Source organism: Bosea sp. AS-1, assembly GCF_002220095.1.
Lineage (GTDB): Bacteria > Pseudomonadota > Alphaproteobacteria > Rhizobiales > Beijerinckiaceae > Allobosea.
The window spans coordinates 157,103-172,840 of the sequence record NZ_CP022370.1; the positions used below are offsets into that span (position 1 = coordinate 157,103).

Genomic DNA, 15,738 nt, shown 5'->3' on the forward strand with positions numbered 1-15,738 from the left:
AGAGCCGTCTATTCTAATAGATGTTAGTTGACAAGATACCGGTTTGTGGGCCACAAACACGGGGCGGCTGCGGGACGCAGCCGGGGGCGCTGACGCGCTATCGGCCGGGAAGGGGAGCGGAATGGCGGGAGCTGCTGCCGGGCGGAGAGGCAAGCCGAGGCTGCGGACCGAGCTCTCAACGGCCGATGAGCAGCGACTGCAGGACGCGGTGGCGCTGTTCGGCCTGCCGAAGGCGGAGGTGGTCCGCCGCCTGATCCGGGCCTCGGTGCAGGCAGGCCCCGCGCTCTCGTCGGAGAATACGCAAGCGGTTGTCGCTTTGGCGCAGCAGGTCCGGATGGTCGGCCGCAACTTGTCACAGGTCTTGAAGGCGATCCATCGCGGCCAGGCCGTCGACATGGAGGATACCGAGGCGATCTGGCGCGGCTTGCACGAGGCGATCGCGGCGATCGACGGAGAGCTCACCGAGATGACGGTCGCCTATGGTTCGAAGCTCCGGCGCCAGGCAAAACTTACGCTGTCGGCCGACGAGTGCCCGGCATGAACCGAAAGGCTCAGATCTCGCGCTGGAGCCAGCAGGCCGAGCTGATGGTTCAGCGAGTGGCGCAGTCTCAGCAGCGTCGGCGCCCCGGCGCGATCGGTGGCGTCGAGGATGAGGCTTTCGCCCGGCGCGGCGGCCTGGCGATGACGCCGGCGATGCTGTCATCGCGAACGGCACTCCATGGTGCGACGATCCCTGGCGCCCGGGACGAGGAGAAGTCGCGCCGGTTGCCGGAAACCTCCGGGGGAGCGGGCGCCCGGCTGCCGGGTTCTCCGCGAGCGCCGAGGGGTGCCGGTATCTCGGGAAGCCTCGGCTCGGGCAAGGGCGAAGCGCGGGCGTGGTTGCTCGCGGCCGGCTACCAGCCGGCGGTGATCAAGGTGCTGTCCTATGCCCATGGCGTGGTCCGGGCGACCAAGACCGGGCAATATGCCCAGCGTGAAGACGTTCCGCTCGAAACCCATGACGGCCGGCTGCTGATCGACCGCGAGGCCGTCGCGGATGAAATCAAGGTCTGGTCGGCGCAGTTCTCGAAGCGCGCCGAGAGCCAGGATGTCGGCGCGGTGCGGCTGACGCTGCATGGCGTGAAGGACACGGTCGAAGGCCGGGAGCTCTATGAGCAGGCGATCACTGCGGGATTCTCCGGACACCGCCACGCCTATCGTCTGGATACGAGTTCGTCCGGCGAGCTCGAGGCACGCCTGGTCGTCGTCTTGGCCGGTCCGGCGAAGGAGCGGTTTCGCGTGCGTCAGGTCCGGATCGGGGACGAGACGCAGGGCTTCACGCAGAAGCGCTTCGATACGCTCTCCGAGTCACGGATCATGGACAGAATCCAGGAGGCGAGCGGCGTCGCCCGGCATGCGATCGACGTCTCCCCCGGGATGACCAATCATGGCCGAGACGGCGTCATGTTCCGGTTGAAGAAGCTTGTCGACCACGGTGCTGCGATCGACGACAAGGGGAAGAGCGTCGCCGAGGCAGGCGACATTCGGGGCATGGCGCGCGAATGGGGACCGTCGCTGCGCTCTCAATCCGTCCGCGACACGATGCATTTGATGCTTTCGGCAAAAGCCGACACCGATGTCGAGGCACTCAGGCGCGCGGCGCGCGCTTTCCTGCAGGATCGCTTCGCGGACCACAAGTTCATGTTCGGCATCCACACCGACAAGGAGGATGCCGGCCACATCCATGTCCATGCCGTCGTCGCGGCCAAGAGCGAATCCGGGCAGACGCTGCATCCGGGCCACGAGACCTTCAGCGAGTGGCGGCGGGTCTATGCCGAGCATGCCCAGGCCGAGGGCCTCAAAATCGTCGCGACTTCCGCCTGCGAGCGGGCTTCCTCGCAAAGCTATGGCCCGAAGGACAAGGCGATCGTCGCGGCGGCCGATCATCCCAGGCCGGAGAGGGAAGCGCGGGATCGTGCCTACGCTGCCGACCCCGCCAACCGGAAGCTGATCGAGATGGCTCGGCACCGCATGAATGTCGCCCGCGCCAATCCGATCCGGTTGCCGATGACCGTTGCAGACCGACGGGCTGTGGGCGAGGGTCTCGAGGCTTGGAAGGCGGTTGCGACCGCGCAGCCGGACAATGTTGTGGCCCGGACGATGGTCGAGCGCCTGTCGATTGCTCACACGGTCGGCGCCATTCTGCAGACGATCGGCCGCCGGGTCGATCAACTCACTAGGGAGAACCCCGAAATGCCTGTGACCTCCGAGCAGATGGCGAAGGATCTCCACCGCATGAACGAGGCAGTGTCGCGCACCAGCGACCTCCTCGAGGGCGAGACGAAGAAACAATTCCGAGAGGCGTCGGCGCGCTATCTCGAGACCCTGGCCAATCGCGTCGATCTGCAGCGGGCCCAGGAGCGCGGCGTCAGCCAGATGACGCGTGCTGAGGTCGAGGCGATCGTCGGCCCGAATGCCGATCGGCTGATTAAGCGGGCGAACGCATTGCGGGACCGCGAAGATCGCGAGGCAGCTGCGGCCCAGCGCCTGGCGCATCGCTCGGTGAAGGTCGGTCGGCCGGGGGGGAAGCGACAGCCAGTCACGATCCGGCGTCTCAGAGCGAACTCAGGGCGCAACGCGCGATCGTCGCTGGTGCGCGGACATCGGCAGCCGCTGAGGAACAGCAAGCGGTGGCGACCGCTGATGCAGCACGCTTCCTCACGCAACACCCAACGCAACCGTTGTCACCACCTCTGCTTCAGACTGATGCGCTCGCTCGTCTACGGGCCGAGCAAGAACAGATCATCCGCGAGATCGAGGCGAGCGAGCGCGTCGAAGCTCAGTCGTGTAAGGGCCAGCGGATGACGCCCAATCGTAGGTGAGCTCCTCGTTAGCGCAGGATCCTCTCCCGCATGGCTATCGCGATAGCATGCGCCTTGGTCACAGCCCCGAGCTTCTCGCGTGCCGACAGTATGTGTTTGGTCACGGTCGGTTTCGAGATGCCAAGAATGACTGAGATATCCCATTCGGATTTACCCTCGGCCGACCATAGTAAGCAGTCATACTCGCGAGCTGTGACTTTCCTGCTCAAGGCCGCTGCGCTGCTACCCGAAGTGCGTCGACTAAGCACATGACCCACGAAAAGGGAGGTTGCAAAGGCGAGTGCCGATCGTTCCTCTCTTGCCAACTTAAAAGATTGCCCGCCGAACGAAATCGCGGCGTGCGCTTGATCTAGGGTCGTCACCGATATGACATAGCCATCAACGAGGCCGAATTCGGCTGCCTCGCCTCGAAGAATCATGGCTCTGCGGGTAATCGCGTAGGACTCATAGCATTCGGCCCAGCTGAAAGGATCCCGGTTGCGCTGCAGCCGGTGGACGATTGGATCGCTATGAAGGTAATTCTGCTCAATGTACCGAGCACACCACTCCTCGGGAAGGTGCCGCACGATGACACGAGACTCGATCTCTGCTTTGCTATGAATCTGCGCAATTTCTGGGATTAGACCGCCGAACGCCGATGAAAGGCCGAATTCATTCGTGATCTTGAGCAATGACGATCTCAGCTCGACATCGTTGGCGGCGCACCCCATTTGTTCAACGAACGACCACGTCCTAGACGATTTGAGCATATCGAAAAACGTCGTTGTTCAAGAAAGACTCGCTGTTCGATGGCAGTGAACGTAGGCGCATGTTTTCCAGCCGCAATTGCTGCAGCAAGGAAGTGTGCCGCGAAGTTGGCCGCGCTGCCAAGCTACCGATTTGTTACAGATTATTTCAGGCTGGAACAGCTAACCGGTTTCCGCGTCTTATTCTCGAACGACGTACTGTCGCTCAATGAACAGGAGCGCGGCCATGCACCGTCCCGTCGACACCGTGCAGACTCATCTCGGTGAATGCCTCCATCGCTATCAAGCCTACCTTGGCAGGAGCGCCACCTTTGTCTCCAGCTCGGCGGAAAGCGCGCTGAGCGGCGGCAAGTACAATTGATAGTTTGCTTCGCTTAAGCAAGTCAACGTACCGACAAGATACGAATATCGGCACGGAGATTTTTAACCACCTGCGTACTGATCTGCCTTCAATATTTAATCACTCTCCATCGAATCCGAGTGAATTAAGTTCTATGATTAATATGTCGTCATCGCACAATAGTCTGTGAAACAGTTAAAATCTTAGATGTTTCCGCCATCGAACCAACGGAGAATTCAGATGATACGCTTCGTTCTGATTGCTGGTCTTGTGGCCTCTATGACGACCGCAGCAATTGCCCAACCAGCCCCCAAGCCTCAGATGGGCGACAGTATGTCCATGAAAATGATGATGCCGGAGGCCTCCGATTCCGCATCAACCAAGGAATACAAGGCGAGCATGATGCGGATGATGCAGGCGATGCCGTCGAAATTCACCGGCGATGCCGACGTCGATTTCATGATGCAGATGAAAGCCCATCATCAAGGCGCGATCGATATGGCCAAGGTTGCCCTCGCAAATGGCAAGGATCCGGCGGTCAAGAAGCTCGCCACCGAAATCGTCAGCGCACAGGAAAAGGAGATTAAGACAATCGACGAATGGCTGAAAACGAAAGGCAAATAGCGTCGCTTTGATCTAGATCCGGCTGAACTTTCTTGCAGGAGGCCGCCATGGAGCATGGCAGTGACCACAAAGGCCAGAACCATTACGGCCGCCTGACGATTGAACTGATCCTGGATTTCATCGTGATGTACCTCGTCATGTACACGATGATCGCGGCGCTTGGGCATTTCCACCTCAATCTCAACAACGTTTACATGACCATGATGATGGTGGCGCCGATGACGATCATCATGCTCGTCTCTATGCGCTCCATGTTCCCGTCGTCGCGGCTGAATGTGATCATCGGCGGCGCAGCACTTGTCATTTTCGCCGTCGGCTTCATAGCCATGCGAACGCAAGCCGGCATTGGTAACGCCGAATTTCTGCGCGCAATGATCCCACATCATTCTGGCGCGATCCTGATGTGCGAAAAAGCCAGCATCACCGATCCTGAGATCATTGCGCTTTGCCAGGACATCACCAAATCGCAAAATCGGGAAATCGCGCAAATGGAGGCGATCCTCGCCCGACAGAAGTGAAACACTTCACATCTGAAGTCGTCATCCCCATCTCCAGCTTAGCTGCGCAAGCCCCGAGCGGGTTTCACTCTGGGCAAACCAGGGGAGGCTGTGATGAGGATGTTCCGCCAAATCGCCCTGTCGGCGACCTGCTTGCTTACCCTGGCTCCCCTTGCGCCGGCGGCGGCTCACCGTGCCAACCTGGCCCCGGGATTAAAGAGGTGACCAGCGCTATCAACGGCAAGGTCTGCGCGACAGCGGGAGGAGCGCATTTCACGTTCGATAATGATGGGCGCTTCTCTTATGACGGCCTCTGGCAAAGCAGCGGAAGCTTCACGCTTGCTGATAATGCGGTAGTCGTGACGTTCGACAGCGGCCTTCAGCGCGCTTTTGAAATCTCCAAGCGGGACGGCGCGCTCTACATGGAACAAACCCGCATTCTCTGCACTGCGAAGCAATAACGCAGACGTTGAGCCGGGCGGCTTCATTTCGCCCGGCTTCCACTCCTCCCGGACGAGATCAGACCTGCTGCAGCCCGCGATAGCGAGCAAACACATGCTGCTTGCCGGCTGAGAAAATGGCGATTTCGTAGGGCTGCGGCGTCTGGCCAGACACCTCCATCCCGGGCGAGCCGACCGGCATGCCGGGAACCGCAATGCCGATCGCCTTCGGGCGCTCGATAAGCAGGCGCTTCACCGCCTCGGCCGGGACATGCCCTTCAATGACATAACCGCCAATCTCGGCCGTGTGGCATGACATCAGGGCCTCCGGCACGCCAAGCCTGGTCTTGAGTGGCAGCACGTCATCGACCTGGATCACATCGACCGGAAAACCGGCAGACTTGATATGCTCGACCCAATTGCCGCAACAACCGCAGTTCGGATCGCGGGTCACGGTCATCCTAGGCAGTGTTTCCGTTGCTGCTACCGGTCCGGCCAGGGCGATGGCTGTGAAAGCTTGCGCCGTTCCGAGCATCAGCGCGCGGCGAGTGGGCGAAATATCGATCTGCATGTTTGTTCTCCTTCAATCTCGACCGCGTCTTCACCGAAAGAAGACGTATTTTACCAAGGCGGCGATCACCAACAGCAGCCCTGCGACGATGAGCCAGTGCAGCGCCCCCATGCTCCAGCCCATGCCGTTCATCATGTCGTGCATGTCGATCACTCCATCTATTCAACGACCACAGCTTGCTGCTGCATCGGCACGGGCGGGCTGCCACGCTGCCGGTTTCCTTGGCCGGAGGGAGCCGCCAGCCCTTGACCAACCCATAGATCGCCGGGATCACCAGCAACGTCAGCACAGTCGAGGAGACCATGCCGCCGATCATCGGCACGGCGATGCGCTGCATCACCTCGGAACCGGTTCCGGTGTTCCAGAGGATCGGCAACAAGCCCGCCATGATCGCGACTACGGTCATGATCTTGGGCCGCACCCGCTCGACCGCGCCGAGCATGATCGCTTCATGCAGGTCTGCACGTGTGAACGCCTTGCCCTCCTGCGATCGACGCTCCCGAACCTCGACCAGCGCATGATCGAGATAGATCAGCATGATCACGCCGGTCTCGGCCGCGACGCCGGCGAGCGCGATGAAGCCGACGGCGACGGCCACCGACATATTGAAGCCGAGCCACCAGAGCAGCCAAACGCCACCGACCAGCGCGAAGGGGAGCGAGAGCATGACGATGATGGTCTCGGTCAATCTGCGGAAATTCAGGTAGAGCAGCAGGAAGATGATCGCGAGCGTCACCGGCACGACCAGCTTGAGGCGTGCCTCGGCCCGTTCGAGATATTCAAACTGGCCGCTCCAGGCGATGCGGTAGCCCGCAGGCAGCTTGACGCTTCGGGAGATCGCGTCCTGGGCATCGCGGACATAGCCACCGAGGTCGCGTCCGGCGGTGTCGACGAAGATATAGACGGCCAGTTCGCCGTTCTCGGTGCGGATCGAGGTGGCGCCACGCTTGCGTTCGATGCTCGCGACCTCGCCAAGCGGCACACTGGCGCCGGACGGCGTCGAGACCTGCACCTCGCGGGCGATCGCCTGCGGGTCGGAGCGCAAATCGCGAGGATAGCGGATGGCGACCCCGTAGCGCTCGCGGCCTTCTACCGTCGTCGTCACGGTCTCGCCACCCATCGCCATCACGACTGCATTCTGGACGTCGCCGACGGAAAGCCCGTAGCGGCCGAGCGCGACCCGGTCCGGCACGATGTCGAGGAAGTACCCCCGATGACGCGTTCGGCATAGGCACTGCTCGTCCCCGGCACGGCCTTCAGCACCGTCTCGATCTGGCGCGAGACCGCCTCCATCTGCGCGAGATCGGTGCCGAAGACCTTGACCCCGATCGGGGTGCGGATGCCGGTCGCCAGCATGTCGATGCGCGCGCGGATGGGCTGCGTCCAGGCGTTGGAGACGCCGGGGAACTGGAGTGCCTTATCCATCTCCCCCTTGAGACTGTCGAGGGTGATACCGTCGCGCCACTCCGCCTTGGGCCTCAGGTTGATGATCGTCTCGAACATCTCTGTCGGTGCCGGATCGGTCGCGGTCTGGGCGCGCCCGGCCTTGCCGTAGACCGAGGCGACCTCCGGGAACGAACGGATGATCCGGTTCTGAGTTTGCAGCAACTCGGCCGCCTTGGTCACCGAGATCCCGGGCAAGGTGGTGGGCATGTACATCAGCGTGCCTTCGTCGAGAGTCGGCATGAACTCGGAGCCAAGCTGCCGCGCCGGCCAGAGGCTGAGGCCCAGCACCGCAACCGCCAGAACGATCGTCAATGTCTTCGCCCTGAGCACGACGCGGATGAGCGGACGGTAGAGCGCGATCAGGATCCGGTTGATCGGATTCCTGGCCTCCGGAATGATCCGGCCCCTGACGAAGATGACCATCAGCGCCGGAACCAGGGTCACCGAGAGCAGGGCCGCAGCAGCCATGGCGAAGGTCTTGGTGTAGGCGAGCGGGCCGAACAACCGGCCCTCCTCCGCTTCCAGCGTGAAGATCGGCAGGAACGAGACGGTGATGACGAGCAGGCTGAAGAACAGCGCCGGCCCGACCTCGCTTGCCGCCTCGATCAGGATCTCGACGCGCGGCTTATCCGGTGGCGCTCGTTCGAGGTGCTTGTGGGCATTCTCGATCATGACAATGGCGGCGTCGATCATGGCGCCGACCGCAATGGCAATCCCGCCCAAGCTCATGATGTTGGAGCCGAGGCCGAGCGCCTTCATCGCCGCGAAGGCCATCAGGATGCCAACCGGCAGCATGATGATCGCCACCAGCGCGCTACGCAGATGCAGCAGAAACACGATGCAGACCATGGCGACGATGATGCTCTCTTCGATCAGCGTGCCCTTCAGCGTCTCGATTGCCCGCTCGATCAACCCGGAGCGGTCATAGACCGGCACGATCTCGGCCCCGCCTGGCAGGCTCGAGGCGATCTCGGCAAGCCGCGCCTTGGCGCGCTCGATCACGGCAAGTGCATTGGCGCCAAAACGTTGCAGGACGATGCCGCTCGCGACCTCGCCCTCGCCGTTGAGCTCGGTGATGCCGCGCCGCTCATCCGGGCCAAGCTCGACGCGGGCGACATCGGAAAGGCGCAAGGCGGCGCCGCGCTCGCTCTTCAGGACGATGTTCTCGATGTCGGCGATCGACTTTAGATAGCCGCGGCCGCGCACCATGAATTCGAATTCGCTGAGCTCGACCGTGCGACCGCCCACATCCAGGTTGCTGGCGCGGACCGCCTCGCGCAGCGCAGCCAGCGAGACGCCTTGGGCGCGCAGCCGTACCGGATCCACCACGATCGCATATTGCTTGACGAAGCCGCCGACGCTGGCGACCTCGGCGACGCCCTCCGCACGCGAAGCCGCAAAGCGGATTTTCCAATCCTGCAGAGAACGGAGTTCGGCCAGGGACATGTCCTTGGCCATCACCGCATATTGGTAAACCCAGCCGACGCCGGTCGCGTCCGGCCCGAGCGTCGGCGTCACGCCCGATGGCAGACGGCGCGCGGCGGTGTTGAGGTATTCGAGCACGCGCGAGCGCGCCCAATAGGGATCGGTGCCGTCCTCGAAGATCACATAGACGAAGGAGACCCCGAAGAACGAGAAGCCGCGCACGACGCGCGCCTTCGGCACCGTCAACATGGAGGTCGTCAACGGATAGGTGACCTGGTCCTCGATCACCTGCGGCGCCTGGCCGGGATATTCGGTGTAGACGATGACCTGAACGTCGGAGAGGTCGGGGATGGCGTCGAGCGGCAAAGTCCTGAGCGCGTAGAGCCCGGCGGCAACGACGAAGGCCGTGGCGACGAAGACGAGGATCAGATTGCGCGCCGACCAGGCGATCAGGCGGGCGATCATGGCTTGGGCTCCGGCTGGGCGAAGCCACTCAGGGCGGCCTTGAGGTTGCTCTCCGCATCGATCAGGAAATTGGCCGAGACGACGACACGGTCGCTTTCGGAAACACCTTCGATGATCGCGACCATGCCGTCGCCACGCCGGCCAAGCTTGACCTCGCGCGGCTCGAAGCGGCCTTCGCCGCGATCGAGGATGACGACGCTTCGTGTGCCGCTATCGATGACGGCACTCCTGGGAACCGCCAGTTCCGCGGTCGCATCACCAGCGCCGATCTCGACGTCGGCATACATGTTCGGCAGCAGGACACCGTCCGGATTGGCTAGTTCGATACGGACCTTTGCCGTGCGCGTCGCCTCGGCGATCTGTGGGTAGATCACGCCGACGCGCCCTTCGAAACTCATGTCGGGGCGGCCGCGGAGCCGAACCGTCGCCGGCGCTCCGATCCGGATCTCGGCCAGATCACGCTCCGGAACGTCGGCCAGGACCCAAATCGTCGAGATATCCGCAAGCCGGAACAGGCTGCCTCCGGCAGCCATCTTCATGCCGTCGCTGACATTGCGCTCCAGCACGATGCCATCACGCGGTGCCGTCCAATTCACCGTCGGTGGCACCTTCCGGCTGCGCTCGATCTCGGCGATGATTTCGGCGGGAACACCGAGGTTTTCGAGGCGCTGCCTTGCGCCCCCTTCGGGCACGCCTCGTGCTGCAGCGTTCAGCTCGGTGATGAACTGGGCGCCAGCCGTGCTGATTTCGGGCGAGTAGATCCGCGCGAGCCGTGTTCCTTTCGCCACACGGTCGCCCGTTGTGACCGGCGCGACCTCCTGGACGAAGGCGTCAGCACGTATTGCCACCACGGAAATCCGCCGCTCGTCGAGTTGCACCACGCCCGGAACACGAATGGTCTGGGCAATGGTCTGGCGACGGACCGGTTCGGAACGGACACCGCTACGCTGGATGCGCCCGGGCGAGAGCTTGATGACTCCGTCCTCGCTCCCCTCGCCTTCATAGACGGGGAGATAGTCCATCCCCATCGAGTCCTTCTTGGGCACCGGCGACGTATCCGGAAGGCCCATCGGATTGCGATAGTAGAGGATACGCCCCTTCTCGGCTTGGGCCGCCGGTTTCTCGACCGGCGGCTTCTCCTCAAAGCTGGTATCTTCGCTGGCGCGCACGGCTTTGAACGGCCGACCTTCTGCCGTCTGGCGTGGCTCAGCCGAATAGACCGGTTTCCGATCCGGATCCTGGTAGTAGATGGTCGGCCCGGTGCCGGCGGGCTCGTTTGCCGCGAGCAGGCTTCCGATGCCGAGCCAATTCCGCAGGCCAGGCACCGCGACACCGCGATGCCCCGCCCAATAGCCCGCCCCTCCCGCCACCAGAACGGTAGCGAGCGCCAGACCCGTGAGGGCAATGTGTTTCATGGCAGGGCCTTGAGGATCAGCTTGTTTTCGAGCGTGCCGGTTTCGCCCTGAACCTTCGCCCCGAGCGACAAACGCCAGCCGCCTTCCATGACCAATTTGGTCTTGAAGCTGTACGCTCCCGCTTCCGGAGACGGCAGCATTTCAATCGGAGAGGCCATCGCGGCCATCCCCTCCGGCTCCATGTCGATGCGCTTGGCAAAGATGACAGCATCCGGCACTGGTTTTCCGGATCGCTTGTCGATCAGCTTGACGGTGATGACGACGCCGTCGCCTTGCTTGAACTCGTTCTGGGTAAGCTGGAATTCATAGTCCTTGATATCCGCCAGAGCGGGTAGTGCAACGGCGGTGAGCGGAAGCGCGGCCACGAGAGCGCGCAGCGTACGGGTGATAATCATTGTCGAATCCTGAGACGGTTAGGCTGCCGCGCCCGCGGGGTGCAGCTCAAAGCGTGGCGCTAGCCACGGCCCACCGATCGCGCGGCATGACCGCGCGATCGCAGCCGGCACATCAGTGCCGGCGATGTCTCAGCTTCGTGGTGGTCGGGCCGGAGGCTCGCCCGGTCGCGAAATGCGCAGCGCCTCATTACCCACACGCCCGAGCGTCACAAGAACAGGTTGGGCAAGCGTGGCGAAAACCGTTGGTCCACTCGCAAAGCACTTGGCCAGACAGAAGCTCGCGGCAGGGCAATTGGTCGTGCAATCGGGTTGTTTGTCCTTCGGATTGGGGCAGCACGGCATGTCAGGCGACATCTCTGTCATCGCCTCACGTTCCATGCGGACATAGCCAGCCCGCGCCGGCGAGACCAAGGCAGCCAACATCGTGGCTGTAACGAACAGCCCCAGGATCAGTATGTGCGTGAGAAGTCGAAACTTCATGGCACCTGTTCTGACATACCGACAGGGATCGCAAAAGGGCGAGAACTGCGGCTGTTTGACCGGGAGCAACCAAAATCGCTGCTTCGTGATCTCAAGCTCGGCCTCTCAGCATGCGGCGCAAGATGTCGTCGCGCCGGTAGAAGTGATGCCACAGCGCCCCGGCGACATGGATCACGGCGAGCGCTAGCAGCGCCCAGCTGAGCCATCGATGCAAGGGCGCGGCGCGGAAGCTGAGATACATCGCAACCGTCCCCGTGAACGGCAACAGGAGCAGGAGGCCATACAGACAGACGTGAACGCCCGTTGCGGCCCATCGTTCGCGTGGAGACAAGTCTTCAAGCGAGGGGCGGCCATAGATGTAGCGCAATGCGATCTGAGTCAGCGCGAGCCCCATGATCAGCCATCCCATCCAGGCGTGGACCTGATGCAGAAACAGATCAAAGGGGGCGGGCTTCGTGAAGCCATGCGCCATATGGGTGCGCTGGATCGCCCAGGAAGTGGGAACCTGGGCAATGCACAACAACGGCACAAGCCAGTGGATCCAGCGCTGGTAGGCGCCGAAAGACCTGCCCACACTGACTTTGGGAATAAGGATGCTTTGCAACAAGCTCACGATGCAGCCCCGTTCATTCGAATGGCATCGCCCCTACCGGAGCGACACGCTGCGCAGGCGCAGCGCATTGGCGATCACGCTGACCGAGGACAGCGCCATCGCCGCCGCCGCGATGATCGGGGACAGCAGCAATCCGAATATCGGATAGAGCACGCCGGCTGCGACGGGTACGCCCGCCGCATTGTAGATGAAGGCGAAGAACAGGTTTTGCCGGATGTTGCTCATTGTCGCCCGGCTGAGCTGAAGCGCCCGCACGATCCCCTCCAGATCACCCCTGAGCAGGGTCACCCCTGCGCTTTCGATCGCCACGTCGGTGCCCGTGCCCATGGCGATGCCGACGTCCGCCGCCGCCAGAGCCGGCGCGTCATTCACGCCGTCGCCGGCCATCGCGACCACCCTGCCCTGCGCGCGCAGCTTTCTGACGACCGCGCTCTTGTCCTCGGGCAGGACCTCGGCCTCGACCTCGTCGATGCCAAGCCGGCGCGCCACCGCCTGGGCCGTCGTCCGGTTGTCGCCCGTCAGCATCACCACTCGGATACCGGCGCCTTTGAGGGACTCGATCGCCTTCGGCGTGGTCTGCTTGACCGGATCGGCGATCACCAGCAGCCCGGCGGCGCGGCCATCGACCGCGACAAAGATCACGGTGCCGCCCTCGGCGCGCAGCGCTTCCGCCTCTGCGGCCTGCGCAGCGGTGTCGATACCGGCCTCGCTCATGATCCGGTGGCTGCCGATCACCAGCGCGCGGCCTTCGACCGTCCCCGTCACCCCCTTGCCGACCGGGCTGTCGAAATCCTGCGCCTCGGCCAGGGCGAGGCCACGCTCCTTCGCCGCGTCGACGATCGCGGCGGCGAGCGGATGCTCGCTCGCCCGCTCCAGCGAAGCAGCGAGCCGCAGCAGCTCGCTTTCGGTGATCGTGCCGACCGGCTTCAGCCCGGTCAGCCGCGGCTTGCCTTCGGTCAGCGTGCCGGTCTTGTCGACGACGATAGTATCGACCTTCTCGAAGCGCTCCAGCGCCTCGGCATTCTTGATCAGCACGCCGAGATGCGCGCCGCGCCCGACCCCGACCATGATCGACATCGGCGTCGCCAGGCCGAGCGCGCAGGGGCAGGCGATGATTAGCACGGCGACGGCGGCGACGAGCCCATGCGCGAAGCGCGGCTCCGGCCCGAACGCCATCCAGGCGGCGAAAGCGACGATGGCGATGACGATGACGAGCGGAACGAACCAGCCGGACACTTGGTCCGCCAGGCGCTGGATCGGTGCCCGCGAGCGCTGGGCCTCCGCCACCATCGAGACGATTCGGGCCAGCATGGTATCGCTGCCGACCTTGCCCGCGCGCATGATGAAGCCGCCGGTGGTATTGAGCGTGCCACCGATCAGGGTCGCGCCGACCTCCTTGGTGACCGGCATCGATTCACCCGTGACCATGGATTCGTCGATCGAGCTGCGGCCTTCGATCAGTTCGCCATCGACCGGAACCGTTTCGCCCGGGCGGACCCGCAGGCGGTCCCCGACATGGACAGCGTCCAGATTGATGTCCTCGTCCTCGCCGTCGTTGCGCACCCGCCGGGCGGTCTTCGGCACGAGGTCGAGCAAGGCCCGGATAGCACCGCCAGTCTGCTCCCGGGCTCGCAATTCGAGGACCTGGCCCAGCAACACCAGGACGGTGATCACGGCCGCCGCCTCGAAATAGACTGCGACCGCTCCTTCCGTGGAGCGGAGCGTTTCCGGGAACAGGTTCGGGGCGACAGTGCCGACGACGCTGTAAGCCCAGGCGACGCCGGTGCCCATCGCGATCAGCGTGAACATGTTCAAGCTGCGATTGACGAGCGAGGCCCAGGCCCGCTGAAAGAACGGCCAGCCGGCCCAGAGCACGACGGGCGTCGCCAGGATCAGCTGCAGCCAATTCGAGCTCTGCTGGCTGAGCAACATGTGCAGGTCGACGAGATGCCCGCCCATCTCCAGCACGAAGACCGGCACGGCGAGCACGAGGCCCACCCAGAACCGGCGTGTCATGTCGACGAGCTCGGCGCTAGGCCCTTCCTGAAGCGTCGCGATCTCCGGTTCGAGCGCCATGCCACAGATCGGGCAATTGCCCGGACCGGGTTGGCGGATCTGAGGATGCATGGGGCAGGTGTAGATTGTGCCCTCGGGCGCCGGCTTTGTGGTAGCCGCCTCCGCTTTCTCGCCGACATAGGCTGCGGGATCGGCCTCGAACTTGCTCTGGCAGGCGGCGGAGCAGAAGAAATAGGCCTGCCCGGCATGGGCGGCGCGATGCTTTGCGGTGGCGGGATCCACGGTCATTCCGCAGACCGGGTCCTTCACACTCTCGCCCGTGCCATGAGAATGGCCATGGTGGTGTGAATGGTCATCGTGCCGATGGCCGGCGTGATGCTGCTGATCTGCCATGGCTTGCCGCTCTGCTCCCCTGCCCCTTTGCCTTACCAATGCATGAGCGGCCGGCGGGTTCGCGCCGGCCGCTCGCGATCAGCCGGTGCGATCCGCGCCGGGCGTGTATCCAGCGCCCGCCACGATTGACCTGATGACGGAGAAGTCGGCCGCGCCGACGACGCTGACGCGTTTCGAAGTCGGGTCGGCGGTGACCGCGGTTCCGGGCAATTGGTCCTCGATCGCCTTCTTGATCGTACCGGCGCAATGGCCGCAGGTCATGTCCTCGACGCGAAAGCTGATCGCGCCCTCAGGAGCAGTTGTCGCCTTGGCGGCGCTATCCGAATGTTGCTGGCAGGAGCACATGGCTGCGATGTCCCAAAAAATTGCCGATTACAGCAACCTACGCCTTCCCATTATAGGAAGGTCAAGGGCATGTTGCATGCGCGTTCTAGAACTTTCTGAGAGCGCAAAATGCGGAGCTGAGTCTGATCTTTCAGGGGCGCGGGAACGCGGTCGGGATTGGTCAGCGCTAGCATCTTGTCCCGGGGGACAATAGCTGCGCGAGCGCGGCAGATGTTAATTTGCTTCAGAAAGCTCGGCAGTTCCAGGATCGGAGGACTTATGAGCCAGGCGATTCATCCAGCAGCCGCTTCGACTCACTTGCCGGCATTCCTCGCCGGCCCCGGTGAAACGGACTGGCTCCTGGTTGCGATGGGCATTCTTTTGATCATCTTCGTCTTGGCAATTGGTATTCTATATTTGCACCTGCACGTCCTGCCGGATCGGATTGCTCATAATAAAGTGCAATTGCAGATCGTTTGTGTGCTGGGATTGCTGGCCATGTTCACGCACATGCACATTTTCTGGATCGCGGGCCTTCTTCTTGCTTTCGTCGACATTCCCGATTTCATCACTCCACTCAAACGCATCGTAGCGGCAACGGAAACGATCGCAGGCGCGAAAGATCGACCACAATGAGTAGATCAAAGTGCCTTGCAGGACGCGACTGGCACGATCGCAACTTCGGGG

14 protein-coding genes and 1 pseudogene are annotated in these 15,738 nt (G+C 62.9%); 7 read left to right on the forward strand and 8 right to left on the reverse strand.

Annotated features, from left to right (window positions below; all coding sequences use genetic code 11):
- Positions 1 to 121: 121 nt before the first annotated feature.
- Positions 122 to 541: a hypothetical protein gene (locus tag CE453_RS00860; protein WP_089172875.1), complete on the forward strand. Its 420-nt coding sequence runs from the start codon at positions 122 to 124 to the stop codon at positions 539 to 541.
- Positions 538 to 2,844 (forward strand): relaxase/mobilization nuclease domain-containing protein, encoded by a 2,307-nt coding sequence (locus CE453_RS00865; RefSeq protein WP_248307698.1) that lies wholly within the window; start codon positions 538 to 540, stop codon positions 2,842 to 2,844. The genes CE453_RS00860 and CE453_RS00865 overlap by 4 nt, the downstream gene beginning before the upstream one ends.
- A gap of 25 nt (positions 2,845 to 2,869) precedes the next feature.
- On the opposite strand, the gene CE453_RS00870 is transcribed toward CE453_RS00865, so the two are convergent.
- Positions 2,870 to 3,532 carry a helix-turn-helix transcriptional regulator gene (locus tag CE453_RS00870; RefSeq protein ID WP_248307699.1) on the reverse strand — a complete coding sequence of 221 codons (663 nt, stop codon included), beginning with the start codon at positions 3,530 to 3,532 and terminating at the stop codon, positions 2,870 to 2,872.
- A gap of 301 nt (positions 3,533 to 3,833) precedes the next feature.
- Between CE453_RS00870 and CE453_RS29415 the strand changes: the two genes are divergently transcribed.
- From CE453_RS29415 to CE453_RS00885, 4 genes are all read left to right on the forward strand, one after another.
- The gene (locus CE453_RS29415; RefSeq protein WP_282568745.1) at positions 3,834 to 3,968 is read left to right on the forward strand and encodes a hypothetical protein; all 135 of its coding nucleotides are present in this window, start codon (positions 3,834 to 3,836) and stop codon (positions 3,966 to 3,968) included.
- 219 nt (positions 3,969 to 4,187) lie between these two features.
- Positions 4,188 to 4,571: a CopM family metallochaperone gene (gene copM, locus CE453_RS00875; RefSeq protein ID WP_157732864.1), complete on the forward strand. Its 384-nt coding sequence runs from the start codon at positions 4,188 to 4,190 to the stop codon at positions 4,569 to 4,571.
- A 47-nt stretch (positions 4,572 to 4,618) separates the two neighbouring features.
- A complete protein-coding gene (locus tag CE453_RS00880; RefSeq protein ID WP_089172878.1) occupies positions 4,619 to 5,089 on the forward strand; it encodes a DUF305 domain-containing protein in 471 nt (156 codons plus the stop codon).
- A gap of 200 nt (positions 5,090 to 5,289) precedes the next feature.
- Positions 5,290 to 5,529 (forward strand): hypothetical protein, encoded by a 240-nt coding sequence (locus CE453_RS00885; RefSeq protein WP_089172879.1) that lies wholly within the window; start codon positions 5,290 to 5,292, stop codon positions 5,527 to 5,529.
- Between the two features lie 58 nt (positions 5,530 to 5,587).
- Here the strand turns inward: CE453_RS00885 and CE453_RS00890 are convergent, their stop codons facing one another.
- The 7 genes and pseudogenes from CE453_RS00890 to CE453_RS00920 all read right to left on the reverse strand — a co-directional run bounded on the left by CE453_RS00890 (position 5,588) and on the right by CE453_RS00920 (position 15,072).
- On the reverse strand, positions 5,588 to 6,079 hold the full coding sequence (locus CE453_RS00890) for a DUF411 domain-containing protein (protein ID WP_089172880.1): 492 nt from the start codon (positions 6,077 to 6,079) through the stop codon (positions 5,588 to 5,590).
- 229 nt (positions 6,080 to 6,308) lie between these two features.
- Positions 6,309 to 9,415 (reverse strand): annotated as a pseudogene (locus CE453_RS00895) (efflux RND transporter permease subunit); the annotation flags it as partial.
- Positions 9,412 to 10,830, reverse strand: a complete 1,419-nt coding sequence (locus tag CE453_RS00900; protein ID WP_089172881.1) for an efflux RND transporter periplasmic adaptor subunit — start codon at positions 10,828 to 10,830, stop codon at positions 9,412 to 9,414. The gene CE453_RS00900 and the pseudogene CE453_RS00895, both read right to left, overlap by 4 nt.
- Entirely contained in the window at positions 10,827 to 11,225 is a 399-nt protein-coding gene (locus tag CE453_RS00905) for a FixH family protein (RefSeq protein WP_089172882.1), read from the reverse strand. The genes CE453_RS00900 and CE453_RS00905 overlap by 4 nt, the downstream gene beginning before the upstream one ends.
- Before the next feature lie 571 nt (positions 11,226 to 11,796).
- Positions 11,797 to 12,318 (reverse strand): cytochrome b, encoded by a 522-nt coding sequence (locus CE453_RS00910; protein ID WP_157732865.1) that lies wholly within the window; start codon positions 12,316 to 12,318, stop codon positions 11,797 to 11,799.
- A gap of 33 nt (positions 12,319 to 12,351) precedes the next feature.
- A complete protein-coding gene (locus CE453_RS00915) occupies positions 12,352 to 14,727 on the reverse strand; it encodes a heavy metal translocating P-type ATPase (RefSeq protein ID WP_089172884.1) in 2,376 nt (791 codons plus the stop codon).
- Between the two features lie 78 nt (positions 14,728 to 14,805).
- The gene (locus tag CE453_RS00920; RefSeq protein WP_089172885.1) at positions 14,806 to 15,072 is read right to left on the reverse strand and encodes a heavy-metal-associated domain-containing protein; all 267 of its coding nucleotides are present in this window, start codon (positions 15,070 to 15,072) and stop codon (positions 14,806 to 14,808) included.
- A 258-nt stretch (positions 15,073 to 15,330) separates the two neighbouring features.
- Between CE453_RS00920 and CE453_RS00925 the strand changes: the two genes are divergently transcribed.
- Positions 15,331 to 15,687, forward strand: a complete 357-nt coding sequence (locus CE453_RS00925) for a hypothetical protein (protein ID WP_089172886.1) — start codon at positions 15,331 to 15,333, stop codon at positions 15,685 to 15,687.
- Positions 15,688 to 15,738 lie beyond the last annotated feature (51 nt).